The sequence below is a fragment of the Clostridium sp. UBA4548 genome (genome assembly GCF_002387895.1).
GTDB lineage: Bacteria > Bacillota > Clostridia > Clostridiales > Clostridiaceae > Clostridium_J.
On sequence record NZ_DGLI01000023.1, the window covers coordinates 168,515 to 186,993 of the forward strand.

At 31.0% G+C, this 18,479-nt stretch carries 16 protein-coding genes; 5 read left to right on the forward strand and 11 right to left on the reverse strand.

From position 1 onward, the window contains the following. The first annotated feature begins 220 nt into the window (after positions 1-220). Positions 221-1,549, forward strand: coding sequence for a dicarboxylate/amino acid:cation symporter (locus tag B3040_RS08935; RefSeq protein WP_291572365.1), 1,329 nt, complete (start codon positions 221-223; stop codon positions 1,547-1,549). Between the two features lie 275 nt (positions 1,550-1,824). Next, a complete protein-coding gene (locus tag B3040_RS08940) occupies positions 1,825-2,478 on the forward strand; it encodes a M50 family metallopeptidase (RefSeq protein WP_291572368.1) in 654 nt (217 codons plus the stop codon). A 33-nt stretch (positions 2,479-2,511) separates the two neighbouring features. Here the strand turns inward: B3040_RS08940 and asrC are convergent, their stop codons facing one another. The 9 genes from asrC to B3040_RS08985 form a co-directional block, all read right to left on the reverse strand. After that, on the reverse strand, positions 2,512-3,465 hold the full coding sequence (gene asrC, locus B3040_RS08945) for a sulfite reductase subunit C (RefSeq protein ID WP_017416008.1): 954 nt from the start codon (positions 3,463-3,465) through the stop codon (positions 2,512-2,514). Between the two features lie 12 nt (positions 3,466-3,477). Further along, positions 3,478-4,269 carry an anaerobic sulfite reductase subunit AsrB gene (gene asrB / locus B3040_RS08950; RefSeq protein ID WP_291572372.1) on the reverse strand — a complete coding sequence of 264 codons (792 nt, stop codon included), beginning with the start codon at positions 4,267-4,269 and terminating at the stop codon, positions 3,478-3,480. Further along, complete coding sequence (asrA, locus tag B3040_RS08955) at positions 4,269-5,270, reverse strand: anaerobic sulfite reductase subunit AsrA (RefSeq protein WP_291572374.1); 1,002 nt, start codon at positions 5,268-5,270, stop codon at positions 4,269-4,271. The genes asrB and asrA overlap by 1 nt, the downstream gene beginning before the upstream one ends. 25 nt (positions 5,271-5,295) lie before the next feature. Beyond that, on the reverse strand, positions 5,296-6,063 hold the full coding sequence (locus B3040_RS08960; RefSeq protein WP_291572376.1) for a formate/nitrite transporter family protein: 768 nt from the start codon (positions 6,061-6,063) through the stop codon (positions 5,296-5,298). An 84-nt stretch (positions 6,064-6,147) separates the two neighbouring features. Further along, complete coding sequence (locus tag B3040_RS08965; protein ID WP_291572378.1) at positions 6,148-6,831, reverse strand: Crp/Fnr family transcriptional regulator; 684 nt, start codon at positions 6,829-6,831, stop codon at positions 6,148-6,150. A 390-nt stretch (positions 6,832-7,221) separates the two neighbouring features. After that, on the reverse strand, positions 7,222-9,720 hold the full coding sequence (locus B3040_RS08970; protein ID WP_291572380.1) for a DsrE/DsrF/DrsH-like family protein: 2,499 nt from the start codon (positions 9,718-9,720) through the stop codon (positions 7,222-7,224). 144 nt (positions 9,721-9,864) lie between these two features. Beyond that, positions 9,865-10,182 carry a thioredoxin family protein gene (locus B3040_RS08975; protein WP_291572382.1) on the reverse strand — a complete coding sequence of 106 codons (318 nt, stop codon included), beginning with the start codon at positions 10,180-10,182 and terminating at the stop codon, positions 9,865-9,867. Positions 10,183-10,316: 134 nt separating this feature from the next. Next, the gene (locus tag B3040_RS08980) at positions 10,317-10,835 is read right to left on the reverse strand and encodes a permease (protein ID WP_291572384.1); all 519 of its coding nucleotides are present in this window, start codon (positions 10,833-10,835) and stop codon (positions 10,317-10,319) included. Between the two features lie 4 nt (positions 10,836-10,839). Continuing rightward, positions 10,840-11,319 carry a permease gene (locus B3040_RS08985; protein WP_291572385.1) on the reverse strand — a complete coding sequence of 160 codons (480 nt, stop codon included), beginning with the start codon at positions 11,317-11,319 and terminating at the stop codon, positions 10,840-10,842. A gap of 129 nt (positions 11,320-11,448) precedes the next feature. Here B3040_RS08985 and B3040_RS08990 point away from each other — a divergent pair, with 129 nt between their 5' ends. Further along, positions 11,449-11,730 carry a DUF3243 domain-containing protein gene (locus tag B3040_RS08990; RefSeq protein WP_414632529.1) on the forward strand — a complete coding sequence of 94 codons (282 nt, stop codon included), beginning with the start codon at positions 11,449-11,451 and terminating at the stop codon, positions 11,728-11,730. Between the two features lie 243 nt (positions 11,731-11,973). Continuing rightward, on the forward strand, positions 11,974-12,738 hold the full coding sequence (locus B3040_RS08995; RefSeq protein ID WP_291572389.1) for an SEC-C domain-containing protein: 765 nt from the start codon (positions 11,974-11,976) through the stop codon (positions 12,736-12,738). Positions 12,739-12,833: 95 nt separating this feature from the next. Here the strand turns inward: B3040_RS08995 and pepF are convergent, their stop codons facing one another. Beyond that, the gene (gene pepF / locus B3040_RS09000; RefSeq protein ID WP_291572391.1) at positions 12,834-14,636 is read right to left on the reverse strand and encodes an oligoendopeptidase F; all 1,803 of its coding nucleotides are present in this window, start codon (positions 14,634-14,636) and stop codon (positions 12,834-12,836) included. Between the two features lie 155 nt (positions 14,637-14,791). Beyond that, a complete protein-coding gene (locus B3040_RS09005) occupies positions 14,792-16,810 on the reverse strand; it encodes an ATP-dependent helicase (protein ID WP_291572392.1) in 2,019 nt (672 codons plus the stop codon). 172 nt (positions 16,811-16,982) lie between these two features. On the opposite strand from B3040_RS09005, the gene B3040_RS09010 reads away from it, so the two are divergent. Then, complete coding sequence (locus B3040_RS09010) at positions 16,983-18,461, forward strand: nicotinate phosphoribosyltransferase (RefSeq protein ID WP_291572394.1); 1,479 nt, start codon at positions 16,983-16,985, stop codon at positions 18,459-18,461. The last annotated feature ends 18 nt before the right edge of the window (positions 18,462-18,479 follow it).

Sequence of the window (18,479 nt, forward strand, 5' to 3'; positions counted from 1 at the left end):
CGGTATTTATAGCAATTATGCGTAAACCTCTATGATTATGCTTACTTTATGTATAACTTTGGGTAAATGGTACCTTATATAAAACAGCTTTTATTATGAAGTTACAATTATGAATAGTAAAGTTTCTTCAATGAACCACAGAGGTTCGTGAAATTTAAAAGTTTAAACTTTCACCCTAAAATCTTGTTCAAAATAAAATTAAAAATTTGGAGGAAAAGAAATGATGAATTATATTAGCTTATTAGTTTCAGTTTTAGTTTTTGGCATTCTTATGTATCTTAAAAAGAAAAAAGTTTCTTTTGGTAATAGAGTTTTTGTGTCAATGGCATTGGGTATTGTAGTGGGTATGATATTTAGTAAGAATACTTCCCTAATTGAACCTATCGGGTCCATGTATGTTAACTTAATTAAAATGATAGTAATTCCACTGGTAGTATCATCAGTAGTTACAAGTATTGCATCCCTTGAAAGTCCTGCAAAGCTTAAGAAAATCGGGACTAGAACTCTTGCTTATTTAATGGGGACAACTGCTGCTGCCACAGTTATTGGAATTCTAATTGCACTTGCTTTTAAGCTTGGTAATGGCATAAAATTTGTTGAAGATGCAAGTTTTAAGGCAAAAGAGGTTCCAACTTTTACAAAAGTTTTAATTGATATGATACCATCTAACCCAGTTAATGAGATGGCTAGCGGAAAGATAATTCCTGTAATTATTTTCTCTATTTTCATTGGTGTGGCAATAATTATCGAAGGCTCAAGAAAGCCAGAAAAAGTAGCAGCAGTTAAAAATCTATTTGAATCCTTTGCAAATATTATGTTTAGAATTACAAAAATGGTTCTTAAACTTACTCCTTATGGTGTGTACGCTCTTATGGCTGGAGTTGCAAGTAAATATGGTATTGCTACTTTGATTCCTCTTGCCAAAGTTATCTTAGCAATATATCTAGCTTGTGCTCTTCAAATTGCATTAGTTCATGGTTCACTATTAGCTTTTGTAGCTAAAGTAAACCCTATTAAGTTCTTAAAAAAGATTTACGAACCTCAAGTAGTGGCTTTCACTACAAGGAGTAGCTATGGCACTTTACCTGTAACTATTAGAGCACTAACAGACAATGTTAAAATTTCAAATAAAATAGCTTCATTTGTTGCTCCAATGGGTGCTACAATGGGTATGAATGCTTGCGGTGGTCTTTATCCCGTAATGGCTGCAGTATTTGTTGCTAATGTTTTTGGTCACAACTTTACTTTAGTAAATTATATTACTTTAATTATTGTTACAACTATCGCATCCATAGGAACTGCTGGCGTGCCTGGAACCGCATCAATTATGACTACTGTAGTTCTTGCAGCAATGGGGTTACCTGTTGAAGGTATAGCATTACTACTTGGAATTGATACTATTGTCGATATGGCAAGAACAGCCACAAACGTAACTGGTGCAGCTGTTGTGTCACTTCTTGTAGCAGATTCAGTAGGCGACTTTGATAGAGAAGCCTTTAATAAGGATGACTCAAAAGATAACACTGCTGACTTAGAAATAAGTGCTTAGATTAATATCTATTCTGTGATATATTATTAAAATAAAGTTTGTAAAAGATTAAATTATAACAACTTGAAATCATATTGAATTATTTCAGGTTGTTATTTAATTTTTTGTTATAGTAATCAAATAATATTTAATATAAAACCATAGAACTATTTATTATTATATTTTCTTATTAGGTTATATATTTCAAAAATCACAACATTAGCAACAAAATTTTGTTATAAACCCTAGAAAAATTGAATACAAATTAATTATAATCACTATTATCAGGGGGGAATATGGATTTTTTTATAATCTATATTGTGCTTTTTACTTCTATTTTTATTCATGAATTAGGACATTATCTAGCCTCTAAAATGTTTAAGGTTCCTGTATACCAGTTTTCTATAGGGGTAGGTCCTAAAATATTTTCTTTCTTGAGATATGGTACAGAATTTGAAGTAAGATTACTTCCACTTGGTGGATGTATCTATAATGATGAATTAAAATATGAATCCCTTGAATTATTGAAAATTTATGTGATTTGTTTGTCTGGTGTATTTCTTAACTTTTTAATATTTGTATTATCTTTACTCACTTCTCTGGACTTTAATTTTAAGTTGCTTGAAAGTAACTTAATTAATATATATGGAATAATTGCTCAAAGTTTGCGATGCATAAGCTTAAAAAATATCTATATCTTACAAAATAATCTTGCAAACTTATTTATTTCAATGAAAGGTACTACCTTATGGTTTTTATTAATAATTGTAAACTTAACTTTAGGGCTTACAAATCTCATCCCCTTATCCTCACTAGATGGTAATAAGATATGGGTTGCTACTATTAATAGATTAATAAAAAAATCAAAAATTAATGTTATTAATAGTAAGTTAATTATAGTGGTGGTTAACATTTTAATAGTATCAATATTATTGTTTTTGATTTTTTAGGCAAGTAAAAACACTCCTGTGGGAGTGTTTTTTTTATTTCCAATATATATTTTTAGCAACTTCAGCTTTATCAGGGAGGTTAACCCCTTCTAATACAAAGTCTTTAAATATTTGGTAACCTGTTCTATCAACAATGTATCCAACGTGTTCTTTTCCATTTGGCGCATCCTTTTCAATGTATTTATCTACATATTTATAGGTATTTAAGATGATTTTTATTATTGAATCTTCGTCAATCCATTTAATAAAATCCTCTGCAATTCTAGGATTTTTCTTCCCTGTTCTTCCCATTATAACTAGTTTGTAATATTTTTTATCACTTCTAGTCCAGGCATTTGTTGGACATTTGTTTACACACTCTCCACAACCTAAGCATTTCTCATGATCTCTTTCTACTTTGAAATTCTCCATTCTAAGGGCCCCAGTTACCCTTTTTTTGCAATTTTTAACACAAGCACCACAGGAAATACATCTATGACTCTCATATTGGGGTTCAGTCATTCCTAAAACTCCAAAGTCATTCATTCTAGCCTTAATGCAATCGTTAGGGCATCCTGTTACAGCTACTTTTACATGATAGTGGTTTGGAAAAATGGCTTTTTCAATTCTTTGTGCTAATGCAGTTGTATCATAATTTGCAAAAGGACATACTCTATTTCCTATGCAAGAAGCTACATTTCTTGTCCCTGCAGCTGCATACCCAGTTTTAGGTGCATTGGGCTGATTTATATCTAATCCCTCAATTACAGGCTGGATAAGTTTATTAACCTCTTCCATTTTATCAAAATCTATATCTGTGATTTCAAATCCTTGCCTTGTAGTCATATGCACAGATCCATTTCCATACTTCTCTGCCACTTCTTTTAACACATCAAAATATTTTACAGGTAAATGTCCTCCAGGAACTCTTATTCTTATAGCTGTTTTCCCTCTTTTTTTAGTTACTCTAAAGGCATTTCTCATTATAGCTTTAGTATTAATGTCCACAATTACCCCTCCTTAATCTACTAAGTTTTTTGCCTGAGCATAATTAAATACAGGACCATCTAAACATATATAGGTATCATCCATCTTACAGTGACCACACTTTCCTACTCCGCAACACATTTTTCTCTCGTAGGAAACCCATATGTTTTCTTCTTTTATGCCAAGATTTAAAAACTCAGCTACTGTAAATTTCATCATCATTGGAGGGCCTACTACCACTACCACAGCATTTTTAATATCACTTATATTAATCTTAGGTACATATTTAGTTACAAGACCCACATTTCCAGTATAATCTTCTGGTGCAGAATCCACAGTTACTGTAACACTAACTTTTTCCGCCCATTGCTTTAAATCTTCTTTAAACAAAATATCTTTGGGTGATTTAAATCCTACTAAAAGATTAAAATCCTTTGCTTTTTTTCTATGTTTTGTGAAATGCTCTACAATCCCCCTCACCGGAGCAAGGGCACTTCCTCCAGCTGCTACAATAACTTCTTTTCCTTCATATTGGGTAACATCAAATCCATTACCATAGGGTCCTCTTAAAAACAGTGAATCCCCAACAAAGAAAGTGTGAATTACATCAGTAACCACCCCAACCCTTCTTATAGTTAAATCAATGAAATCTTCACCTATTCCACTGACAGAAATCGGCGCTTCACCATACTTAGGAATAGAAACTTCCATAAACTGACCTGGCTTAACTTCACCATGAAACTCCATTCTAAAAGTGTACTCTATATCTGTATGTTGTATAATATTTAATATTTTTGATTTAAAAGGCATATACACATTATTCATTATTCCACCTCATTTACAGCAATATTTAATTTATTAACACAGTTAGAGAAGGAGATATACTGAGGACAAACATCATCACATCTTCCGCAGCCTACACACATATGATATCCAAATCGCTTTTTAAAATCATAAACCTTGTGCATAGTTTTAAATCTCATTCTTTCTCCGTTCTTTCTCCTAAAGCTGTGACCGCCCGCCATATCTGTATATCCATCTACTTGGCATGAAGCCCAAACTCTTCTTCTCTCTCCATTCTTTGGATTGTCTTTATAGTGAATATCCTGCATTGTAAAACATGTACAAGTTGGACATACAAAGTTACATCTACCACAAGCTATACATCTAGCATCATACTCATCCCACATTGCTGCCTTAAATACTTTTTGACATAGATTTTCTGGAATACTAACGTTTACATTGTTTTCTTCTACAAAATCAATTTCAATATCTGTACTTTCTCCCTCTTGGAAACAAGGTGAAAGCTCTTCATCTTTAATTTTTACGTAAACTGTATCCTTTTTGTACTTTAAATACATACTGAAATCTTCTGTTTTGTTTGTTTCCATAGATACGCAAAAACAGTTATCAAAGCTATTTTCACAGCCAATTAATATTATTTTAAGGTTATCTCTAAAATGTTTATAATAAGGATCTTCAAAACCATTTCTCAAATATATTTCATCACTTCTTTTAAGAGCATGAACATCACAACTTCTCAAAAATACTAAGGTTTTCTTTTCTTCCTTTTTAGGCTCTATATAAGCATCTTCCGTAAAATAGAACAAAGTCTCTGTAATTGGCATATACACTTCCTTGGCAGAGAAACTACTTTTTATTCTAAACTCTACATCCTCTATCTTATTAATTTGCTTATATTTCACTGAGTTTGTATCACTTAAAGTACCTTTACCTACTAGAGTAACAGGAGCAAATATTCTATATTCCTTTTTTAATTTGTTTAGTATTTCATTAAAATTTTCTGCATTATATTTTCTATCCATGGTTGTCCCCTTCCTAAAACTAAATTTATTTTTCCTTAGAAATGTACCAGTAGGCAAGAGCCACAAATATTATTCCGCCTACCATATTCCCAAGAGTTACAACTCCAATGTTATATATATATCCGTTTAAGGTTACTGTGGCTGGGTGAGGTATAAATAACCCTATAGCAAGAAGTGTCATGTTTGCAATACTGTGTTCAAATCCAGCAGTAATAAACACAAATAAACACCAGAAAATCATAATTAATTTTGCTGTTTCTTCTTTTAGTTTAAAAGAACACCAAACTGCAAGGCAAACCATTATGTTACAGAGAACCCCTCTTATAAATAGTTGCACTGCAGGTGTTGCCATCTTAGCAGTAGAAATCTTACTAATAAATTCTGCAACTGGTCCTGTAACAAGTCCACTTTGGGAATACAAATACCCTAATAAAATTGACCCTAGTAAATTTCCTATAAAGCTAAAAATCCATATATTCAAAGTTTCATTTAAAGTAACCTTCTTATCTAATGTACCAATAGTCATAATCATATTATTTCCAGTAAAAAGCTCCGACCCTGCCATAATCACAAGACTAAGTGCCACTCCAAAACTTAATCCCATAATTATTTTTGTAACTGGAGAATTTGCAGCGTTAAGTAAACCACCAATAGTAAATATAAGAATAACTCCAAATCCCACAAACATTCCAGCTAAAGCAGAACTAATAAGATATTTTCCTTTTGAGCTTTTTAGCAACTTACTTTTAGCTACTGCTGAATTCCCTATTTTTTCAACAACATCACCAAACATAAAAAAACCTCCTCAACTTATTGTTAATATAATAACAATAAATGTTAAGGAAGTATGTGATAATAGTCACAATTTTAAGGTTTTTTATAAATTTCTATAATATTCAATCAACTTTTGCTGATTAACTATAAATTTTTTATCTAAATACTTAACAAGACCTTGCCCTTCTAAGGTTTTTAAAGCCCTAGAAATTGTTTCCCTTGGATGCCCTAACATTTCAGCTAAGTAAGTAATAGTAATCTTTAGATCTATAATAGTTTCCTCATCGTAGGGTTTCCCATAATCCATTGATAATTTCCATAGCTTTGCAGCAACTTTTTTATCAACTCTTATTACAGCAGTATTCTTTAGTTGTCTATAAAGTCTTCTTATTTTCTTACTCATAGAGTTGATAATTATCTTAGTAAACTGAAAATCCTTCTCCATTATCTTTAATACATCCGCTTTATTTATAGAGATTAACTGTGTATTTTCATAACCTTCACAACAAATAGATGCAGTAATACCATCAAAAATTGCTTCATTTATTATTGTTCCATGGGTAAGCACATATATAATTCTTTTTTGTCCATCTGAAGTAGTTCTATACATAGTTACTTTTCCTTCAAGTATAACATAAATATTATTTACTTCATCCCTCTCTAAAAACAGTACTTCTCCCTTTTGTAACTTAATTATGTTGCACTTATTTGCTAGTTCTAAATATGTTTCTTCTTTAATCTGTTGAAATAACTCTAGTTTTTTTAACTCTGAAATCTTAATCTTCATATATTCACCTTACTTCACATATAATCTTCACACTACATTTTCTGCATTTAAATAATTATAACATTGATTTAAATAAATGCAGAGGAATTTTGTTTATGCCCTAGAATCATTTTGTATTTAAAGTTTAAGATTAAATAAATATTCATCTCACCACTGTTCTTTCTTATTATTAATTTGTTACAATGATTTTATTGTATCTATTTTTCCTAAAAGAAGATAAAAATCTTTATTGTTTTCTATTTATAAATAAAATCAAGCACTATGAAACTCGTAACATTTCATAGTACTTGATTTTTAATAAGAAACTTTCGGTGTAATTAGGCTTTATATCTTTAATAGGTTAAAGAAGTATTAAAACCCGCAATCATATGATTTCCAAGGTATGTTTGATTAGATAAATAAATTCACATTTGAATCCTCAGCTTCACCTAAATAATAACCAACTCCACCTTCTTTAACTCCATCAATTAGTTCTTCTTTCTTTATTCCCATAACATCCATTGACATTGAGCAAGCAACTACTTCCACACCATTTTTCATTGCTTGTTCTATTAAGTCTTCTAAGGATGATATGTTTTTATTTTTCATAACTCCTCTTATAAGCTTGCTACCCATACCCATCATATGCATATTAGAGAGCTTAAGCTTTTTGCTTCCCCTTGGCATCATCATACCAAAAGCTGTTTCAATAAAATTCTTTTTAACTGAAATCTTTTCATGCTTTCTTAAGATATTTAGACCCCAGAAGGTAAAGAACATAGTAACTTTTTTACCCATAGAAGCTGCCCCATTAGCTATAATAAAGGATGCAATTGCTTTATCTAAATCTCCACTGAACACTACCATAGTTTTATTATCTCTTGGCTCATAAGTTACTGCAGTAGTCTTGCACGCTTCTGTAATTCTTTGGCTAGTTCCCTTTTTTATCATAGCCGTAGAAATACCTTTATCTCTTTTAATATCTACCAACTCATTATTTGTTCTTTTACACCAAGCTTTAATATCCTCATAAAAACCTGGATCAGAGGCCTTAACTTCTAGTAGATCTCCTAAAGCTATTTCATTAACACTATCTCTAACTTTCATTAGTGGTCCCGGACAACTTAACCCACAAGCATCTAATGTAATGATTTTTGATATAGTTGGTTCTGCTTTGCTTATGGAGCTACCTTGATTACCACTTTCCTCACCACTTGTTTTTCCTTCGAAGCCTGCTTTTCCTTCATTTTTATAATTATTAAAACCTTTTGGTGAAAACTTTTCAATCATGTAGCTCTTATAACCACCTGTAACATTTTTTACTTTAAATCCATGATTTTTCATCATTCTTTCAGCCACATATCCTCTAAGTCCTACAGCACAATAAATCCAATATTCCTTATTCTTATCAAGAGTATCTAGCTTAGTTCTAAGTTGATTAACGCTTATATTTATAGAACCCGAAATTTTTCCTACCTCTACTTCAAGAGGTTCTCTTACATCTAATAACACTACATTTTCTTTATCACGGCCATCAATATCTCTAGGTAATACAACTTCACTCTTACCAGTTAATATATCATCAGCGATATATCCCAAAAAGTTTACAGGATCCTTTGCTGAAGAAAATGGTGGAGCATAGCTTAACTCTAGTTCAGTTAAATCATAAATTGTTCCATTTAATCTCATTACTGTTGCAATTACATCTATTCGTTTTTCTACTCCACCATATCCAAGACCTTGTGCTCCTAAGATTTTGCCTTCATCATTAAAAATTAACTTAAGCGATATTGGAGTTGCACCTGGATAGTAGGATGCATGGTCATTTGGGTGAGCATAGATTACTCTATAGGGAACTCCTAACCTTTGAAGAGTTCTCTCATTGCTTCCAGTTCCTGCAGCAATAATGTCAAAAACTTTAATTACAGAGGTTCCCTGAGTTCCTTTGAAGGTAGATTTAATTCCAAATATATTATCTGATATTATTCGTCCTTGCTTATTTGCAGGTCCTGCTAGTGGTATCGCTGTTTGACCACCATTAACAAAATCTACTACTTCAACAGCATCACCACCTGCATAGATTCCTGGGACGTTTGTCTCCATATGCTCATTAGTAATTATATGTCCTCTTGGTCCAAACTCAAGGCCACTATCTTTTAAGAAATCTGTATCTGGCTTTACACCAATGGCAGATATTACAATTTCACCAAAAACTTTTATTCCACTATTTAAAACTACATTTACTCCATGGTCTAGAGACTCAAATTTCTTAACTCCATCACTAAGCTTAAGTTTTACTCCTCGTTCTTCTAATTCCTTCTCAGCAATAACCACCATATCGCTATCAAAAGGTGCCAATATGTGAGGTGCTGCTTCAACTAGTGTTACATCTATTCCTCTTTCTTTTAGGTTTTCTGCCATTTCAATACCAATATAACCCCCACCTATTACAACTGCCTGTTTAACCGATTTGTTGTCTACAACTGCCTTAATTTTATCTGTATCAGGTATATTTCTAAGTGTATAAATTCTTTCATCATTAATACCTTCGATAGGTGGTATTATTGGTTTTGCTCCTGGAGCTAGTATTAAGTAGTCATAGGACTCTATATATTGTCCTCTTTCTTTTGAATTCACTGTTACAGTTTTGTTAATACTATCAACTTGTATAACTTCACTATTATTTCTTACATCTATATTAAAACGAGATTCCATTAATTCCTTTTTAGTTACAATTAATTTTTCTCTGTCCTTTATAACTTCTCCAATGTGATAAGGAAGTCCACAGTTAGCAAAGGAGATATATTCGCCTTTTTCAAACATGATAATTTCAGCTTCTTCATTTAATCTTCTTAATCTAGCAGCTGCAGAAGCACCTGTAGCAACACCACCAACAACTAATACCTTCATAATCGTTCCTCCATTTAATAATTATTATATTATAATATTACGTTATTTTCTCCATAAATTCAAGTTAAATTTTTAACTGAACTATTAATTTATGTGATTTACTATTATTAACTTATATTATTTTACAAATTCTCTATGATTATACTACTTAAAAAGAAATTCATACCATCTATTTATTTCAAACTCAAGTTCTTCAAAGTTGATAAATCTCCCCTGCCTGGATATCTCTTTCCCCTCAGCAAATAAAATTAAAGTAGGAACAGTAAAAACCATAAATTCTCCTGAAGCTTCTACCATGTCATCTATATAAATATGAATATATTTTATTTCGGAAAACCTTTTAATGATTTTTAATACTTTAGGTTCAACAACGTCACACACTGAACATCCATGGGTTGATGCAAGAACTAAGGATAATTTGCTTTTTTCAATTAATTGTAATATTTCATCTAAACTTTTCACTTTTCATCTATCCCTTCAAGTTATATTAAATCTAACAAAAATAAGTATATGCTTTTGTTCTTCTAAAATAAATAAATAAATACGTTATATTTTTATTTATTTTGAATAACTGTACATTTATTTTGTACAGCTATTCAAATTTTATAAATTTCTTTTAACTCTTTATCTCCTATAAGATATTCTATAATATATCCTAACAATATAATAAAGGGCAAGTTCACAAACATTCTTGTAAATGTATATTTAGGCCCAAGCGCTGCTAACTCAAACAATAAAGTAGGAATTTTAGTTGTACACCAAGCTCCAACAAATATCATAACATTACTAAACTTTACTCCCTTTTTAGTAAACACTGCTATTATGGGGAAAGCTGCATACAAAGGACCAGCAGCAACAGAACCCAAAATAATAGCTAATGCTATGCCAACAATGCCTGAATTTTCCCCCATATACTTTAACATTGTTTCCCTTGGTACCCACACATCTAACAGTCCTAGCAATAACATAATTGGTGGGAGCACACTTATCATTTGTTTAAAAGAATCAAAAGCAATGATAACTATACTTTTACCACAGTTAAAATTAATCAAAGTTATTCCCACTGTAATTAATAATATTATAAAAAAGAATAAATATCTTTTTAATATTTTCATAACATCACCTCATTAACCTTCCAATGACAAAAGCCACTAGGATTGAATAAAGGAAATAAATCAAATTTCTAATCAGTGCTGCTCTTTTGCCTATAAATTTTGCTTCCATGGGAAAGGTGATAACTCCAACAAACATTAATGTAGAAATTAAAGCTGTAACTTGAGTATATCCAGCTCCATTTTCTAGCAAAAGTTCTGCAGTTGGAAAAGCCACAAAGGTAGGCATTATAGTAATTGAGCCTATAATACTAGCAATAAAAACTCCTACCACCCCAGATTTATCACCTAGTAACTTAGAAATGGTTTCCGGCGATAAGGCTGTTAGTATAAATCCTACTATAAAAATTACACTTAAAAACTGTGGCATAATGCTCTCAAAGGATTTTGCAGACTTAATTAAAGCTTGTTTTGTTTTATCTCTATTCTTAAGAAAACTAATTAAGTAAAGTATAATTACAATTCCATAAAGCATATAAGTTGTCACTGGTTTCACTCCCCTAGAACTTCTAAGTATATTATATTATACTAAACTAGTTTTTAATGGTTCATAGTTAACATGGATAATAAGTATATTTTAAAATCTTATACAAATAATAGAATATAAAGCTAGGAGGTGTATATTTTGGATTTGAAAAATTTAGATGTGCTTCATGACTGGGATAAATGGAAAACTGCTCTTTCAAAGGCTATTAACTTAGGCGAAAATATGGGTATGAGTGACCAAACTATTGATACTATTGCTTATAATATAGGTAGTTTTCTTAGTGCAATTGTAGACCCAGAAAATAGAGAGGAACGACTTTTACATGAACTTTGGAAAGTCGGTAGTAAGGAAGATAGAAAGATTCTTGCGAAACTAATTGTGAAGCTAATAAAAAATGAAGCACTAGAGTAAGCCCTTGCATTTAGCAAGGCTTATTTTTTTATCTTCATCTTCTGTATAGTAATTATTTACAATGAACTGTTAACGATATGTGAACTTTATTATAGATTTATTCACAGATTTGTAATATAATCAGAATATACATATTTTTCACTCTTATCTAATTATATGGTATGAATATAAACTTATTATATTCTAACTCAATCTTTTAATTCTTAATTTAATTTGGGGATAAATTATGGAGGGAAAGTAAAAATGACCAATAGCGCTATAAAAATAAGTGTAAACAAAAGTGAACCATGTATATGTGGTAGTGGTAAAGAGTTCAGCGATTGTTGTATGAAAAAAAATCATAGTTATGAGGGTCTATTGAAAGATGATGGAACCTATGGAATATATGACCTAACTGAATTTATGACTGCAGCAAAAGGTTTGTTAATTTTTATTGACACAAGAGTAAATAGTGAAACTTTTCAATTATCATTTAGTAGTTCTTCAAAAAAACTAAGTAAACTTTATGAAAAATTATCCACTACTTTAAATCCAATAGAAAAGGTAGCTTCCTGTAAAGTTGGTTGTAACCACTGTTGTCATTTGCCTGTATTGACCAGTAAGCTAGAATATGAAGTAATAAAAGCTTTTATTGAACATAAATTTTCAAGTGGAGAAATGGAAAACTTAAAGAATAAAATTAATTTAAACAAACACATTTTTGAAAATATGCAGCATAAAGAGGAAAAATTTTCAAGGGATAGTTATGATAATTATATTAAGGCCAGCGTACCATGTGCTTTTTTAGATGAAACCAACCATTGCAGCATATATAATGTTAGGCCTTTTGTTTGTAGAAAATACTTAGTATTTAATAATTCAAGTGTATGTGAAGATCCAACACTAAACACAACTCAGTATTATGCTAAATACTTAACTACAGCAAAAGATGCTATAGGAAAACTAAATAAATTAACCTATAATAAGCTAGACTATAATCATCTTCTCACTTGGTTTCTCGAAAGTTAATATAGCTGTATGGAAATAATTAGCTTCAGTATATTAGATACTGAAGCTAATTATTTCTTAGTTTAAATTTTTATCATCTACATAAGTGCTTAAACTTATAGCTCTTCTGTAAGCTTAATTATTTCGTCAATTATATTCCCAATATGCTCTATTGTATCTCTTAAAGGTTTTTCAGTAGTAACATCTACTCCCGCCATCTTTGCAAGTTCCACTGGGGTTTTAGTTCCTCCGGATTTTAGTACATTTCTCCAATCTTCTATTGCAGCTTTTCCTTCTTTTAATATTCTTTTGCTAACTTCTGTAGCCACAGTAAGACCTGCACTATAGGTGTAAGGATATAGACCCATATAATAATGTGGTTGTCTCATCCATGTAAGTTCCGCGCCTTCAGTAATTTCTACTGTATCGCCCCAGAATTTTTCTAACACCTGTTTCTTAATTTTATTTAAGGTAGCTGCTTGAACACTTCCACCATTGTCTATAATCTTGTATACTTCTCTTTGATAAGCGGCCTCTAAAAGATGAGTAACAAAGTTATGATAATAAGTACGGCTTATCATTGAAGATAGAACCCATCTCTTGAATCTTGGGTCATTATTTATATTCATAAGATAGTTAGCCATAAGCATTTCATTCATAGTAGAGGGTGCCTCAATAAAATATAAGGATGGCCTTGAATCAAAGATATTTTGATTTTTATGAGCTAAAGTAAAATGTCCTGCATGGCCTAACTCATGGGCAAGGACAAAAACCTCCCTCATTCTTTCAGACCAAGAAATTAAAATAAATGGGTGACTCCCATAAGGACTTGAGCAAAACGCACCTGTAGATTTTCCTTTGTTTTCAACAAAATCAATCCATCTATCCTTATAGGCTCTTCTAACCATCTCTAGATAGTCTTCCCCAAGAACTGATAAAGCTTCTTCAACATATTTTTTAGATTCCTCCACTGAAATTTCTGGTTCATATTCTGGATCCACAGCTAACTTTAAATCAGCAAAAGTCATGTGATCTATATTGTGAACTTTTTTCAGTAGTTTTACATATTTTCTCATATGTGGAGCTAGTTCCTCCATAATTATGTCTATTTGTCTATTGTATAAGTCTTTGTCTACTTCTTGAGAAAATAATAAACTATCAATAACAGAATCAAAGCCTCTAAGATTTGCTAAGGTTTTTTCCTTTTGAACTTGAACTCCATAAACTGTCGCTAAAGTATTTTCATATTCTTTTAACTTAGAGGAAAAGGCCTGAAAAGCCGCTCTTCTTATTTTTGTATTTGTTTCGAACTCATAATGATTCTCAAAGAGTACAAAGCTAAGAGGATATTCTTCCCCATCTACTAAAAAAGTTCCAAAGTCCATATCAGCAAGCTTTGCTCTGTTATATATAGAATAAGGCGAGTCTAAAGCCTCTGATAATGCAGCAAGGGTTTTTTCCACTTCTGGATGAAGTGCATGGGGCTTAAACCTTTTTATTGATTTTAAATAGTTATAGTTTTCTTTAGAACTATTCATTGCCTCTTCTATAACGGTTTCGTCAGCTTCAGTAATTTCACTATCTACAAAACTTAGTTTACTTTGTAGGTCTGTAATTACATTCATTAATTTCATATATCTTTCTTGATTTTTATAATTAGTTTGGTCAACTGAAACTGAAAGACTTGCATAAGAAGCTGTAATATTCATAATTTCAGTTACTTTTCGCATTTTATCCAAACACTCATTAATAACCTGTGGTGTATTTAATTTCCCTTTGTAATTTTCTACAACTTCTTTTGTGCCAGCTTCAACATCCTTAACTGCAGCATTAAAAGCTTCCTCCGTGCTGAATATTGCAGATAAATCCCAAGTTAGTAATTCATCTACGTCTCTTCTATCCTTCATAGCATTCCCCACTTAAATTTCCCCCTTAATATGATAGTAATAAGAACATTATAACATATATTACCAATTATTTAATTATTTTATTAGTTAATTTCCTCTCTTAACTATAAGTATAACTCCCTACACTTAAGAGCTTTATAGTGAATAAGTAGCAATATTTTTCTTAATTAAACTTTCTCAATAAGATTATTGTCTATTAGTATTTTAAAATCAAATTTCCTCTCTATACCATTTTTAAAGGCTATAGTAATATTGCCCTCTTCTAAACTCTTAACTATTCCATATCCAAAGTTTTTATGGATTATGTTTTCTCCCTCAACTATACCCTTTGTGTTTACAATATCCTGAGTAAAGTTGCACTCCTTTAAAAATCTAGAAGGTTTACGGGGTTTTCCTTGAACTATGTTTGGCAGTATAAGGGTAAGGTTATTTATTGCTCTAGTTATGGCTACATAAAAAAGCCTTCGCTCTTCCTCAATATTTTCTTCTAGGCTTTGCTCATGTGGAATAATACCTTCAACTAAATTGATTAAATAAACATGATTAAACTCCATGCCCTTAACGCCATGAACAGTACTTAGCAATACTACATTCTCATCCTTTGTTTTACTCTTGCTCTTAAGAATTTCTTCATTAACCACTTCAACATGGGCTAGAAAATTAATTATAGTTCTATACTCTCCTATGGAATCCCTAAACTCTTCTAATATATTCTCTAAATCAGTAATATGAATTTTATATTTATTACAGTATTCTACTAAATAATCATGATAACCTAAGTCATGTATTATAAAATCCACTGCAGTATGAAGGCTCATTTTATTTAAATTATGTATATCCTTCTTTAACTTATCTATAGCTTTAAGTTGGAAGATAGGAACTGTATCTATAGCTTTTAATTTTTCAAATACATCTGAGCAGTAAATATCCTTTTTAATTACTTCTAGATTTCCTTTACTAATATATCTGTAAGGTCTGTTTATTATTCTAATGAAGCTTTCTGTGTCAGTTGGGTTAATACTTAACCTTAAGTAGGCTAAAATATCTCTACAAACAAAGTGATCATAGAAGTTGAACTCCCTTTCTAATAGTTTAAAGGGAATTTTTTTTCTAATAAGACTATCGATTATCCCTCTGCTCTCAATGTTTGTTCTATACAAAACTGCAAAACTATTATAGGAATTGCTACCACTTAGTACAGCCTTCTCAATTTCATTAGCAATAAAATCCCCTTGTTGCGCTTCTCTTTGAACCTTAACAAAGGCAATATCTCCATCATAATTTTTATTTGGTACTATGGTTTTATCACTTCTTAGCTTGTTATTTTTAATAGTCTCCATAGAAAGCTTTACAATATTAGAAACTGACCTGTAGTTAGTTGAAAGATACAACTGCTTGGAATTATTAAATAGTTCCTGAAAATTAACCATAAAGTCTGGTCTAGAGCCTCTAAAGCTGTAAATACATTGGTCCTCATCCCCCACTGCAAAGATATTATTTTCACCTTTAAGTAGTCTTAAGATATCTAACTGAATAGCATCACAATCTTGAAACTCATCTATTAAAATATGTTTAAACATGTTTTGATATCCTTGTAATAATCTAGGACTTTTTATGAAGAGATTTTTACACATTATTTGAAGGTCTTCAAAATCCAAAAGATTTTTTTCTCTTTTATAGGTCTCGTATATTTCATACAAATTTCTGAATATGTTTTTATCTAAATCTGTAGCAAACTCTTCTAAAGATGTGTTAGCACATTTAAAAAGGGAAATTGCATTAATAAACTCTTTTATTCTATCCTCACTAACCTCTTCCATATAAGTAGTTAAAAAGCTCTTAACTAACTTAAAGGTTTCACTGCCTTCTATAATTTTAATCTCACCATAGTAAGAAGTTAAAATTCTATAAAATAGCCCGTGAAAAGTACCAAAAAAAGGGGTTACTTTATTTTTACTCATGTTAATAAATCTTGTTTTCATATTATTAGCAGCTGCTTTTGTAAAAGTAATCACAATTATATTTTTAGGATTAATATTTTTGTGATTGATAAGGTGAAATACTCTGTTTACTATTACAACAGTTTTACCACTACCAGGGCCTGCTGTAACTAATATATTCTCATCTTCACAAAGTACAGCATTTAGTTGTTCTTTGCTTAATTTTTCAAACTCACTGTATATCATTTATATCCCTTTTCATTTTATAAATTTTATTCTAATCAAATAATATTACCACAATATTTATATTTATACTATAGTAATAAAAGTATCAATATGGTAATATATAGTGGACATTAGTAAGAATTTTATTTATATGAATTCTATTCATAATTATTAAATAGTAAGGGGAACTAAAATGAGTACATTCACAGAATTTGATGTAAAAAATCAAAGAAATCTAACCATGTTGGTGGATTTTTATGAATTAACCATGGCAAATGGTTATTTAAATAAAGGAGTACAAAACACCATTGCTTATTTTGATATGTTTTTCAGAAGAATTCCTGATGGCGGTGGTTACTGTATAATGGCTGGTGTAGAGCAGCTTATTGAATATCTTTCAAACTTAAAATTTACTAAAAATGATATAGAGTACCTTAGAGGAAAACAACTCTTTAGTGAGGAGTTTTTAGAATACCTACTTAACTTTAAGTTTAGTTGTGATGTTTGGGCAATTCCAGAAGGCTCTCCTGTGTTTCCAAATGAACCTTTAATAACTGTTAGAGGACCAATAATGCAAGCTCAATTTATTGAAACTATGATACTACTAACTATTAACCACCAAACTTTAATTGCCACAAAAGCTGCAAGAATATGTGAAGCTGCTAGTGGAAGAGCAGTAATGGAATTTGGTTCTAGAAGAGCTCAGGGTTATGATGGTGCAATTTATGGTGCAAGAGCCGCGGTTATTGGTGGCTGTAATTCAACAGCTTGTACTATTGCTGATGAAATGTTTAATATTCCTGCAATCGGTACTATGGCTCATTCATGGGTGCAATTATTTGATAGTGAATATGAAGCTTTTAAAGCATGGGCTGAAACTTATTCTGATAATACGGTACTTCTTGTAGATACTTATAATGTTCTAAAATCTGGAATACCAAATGCTATTAAAGTTTTTGAAGAAGTATTAAAACCTTTAGGCAAAAGACCAAAGGCAGTTAGAATAGATAGTGGAGATATTACTTACTTATCAAAAGAAGTTAGAAAACTTTTAGATAATGCTGGGTACGAAGATGTAAAAATTACAGTATCAAACTCTCTTGATGAATTTATAATAAAAGGTGTTCTTGAGAATGGAGCTAAAATAGATAGCTTTGGTGTAGGTGAAAGATTAATAACTGCCCGAAGCGAGCCAGTTTTCGGTGGTGTATACAAACTGGTAGCTATTGAAAAGGATAACCAAATTATACCTAAAATTAAGATAAGTGAGAACGTAGAGAAAATAACTAATCCAGCCTTTAAAAAGCTATACAGAATCTATGATAAACATTCAAATAAAGCTGTGGCAGATTTAATAACCCTTCATGATGAAGCTATTAATGAAAAATCTACTCTAGAGCTTTTTGATCCTAATTACACTTGGAAAAGAAAAAAATTAAAAGATTATCAATGCAAAGAGTTAATGGTTAAGATCTTTGACAAGGGAAATCTTATTTATACTAGTCCTACAGTAATGGAAATCAGAGAGTACAGCTTAAATGAGCGAAAAAAACTTTGGCCTGAGGTTTTAAGATTACAGAATCCGCATGCTTATTATGTTGACTTATCGCACAAACTTTGGGAGTTAAAAGAAGCATTACTTCATGAATATTCATCAGTATTTGAAGAATAATTTAGATAGGATTGAATA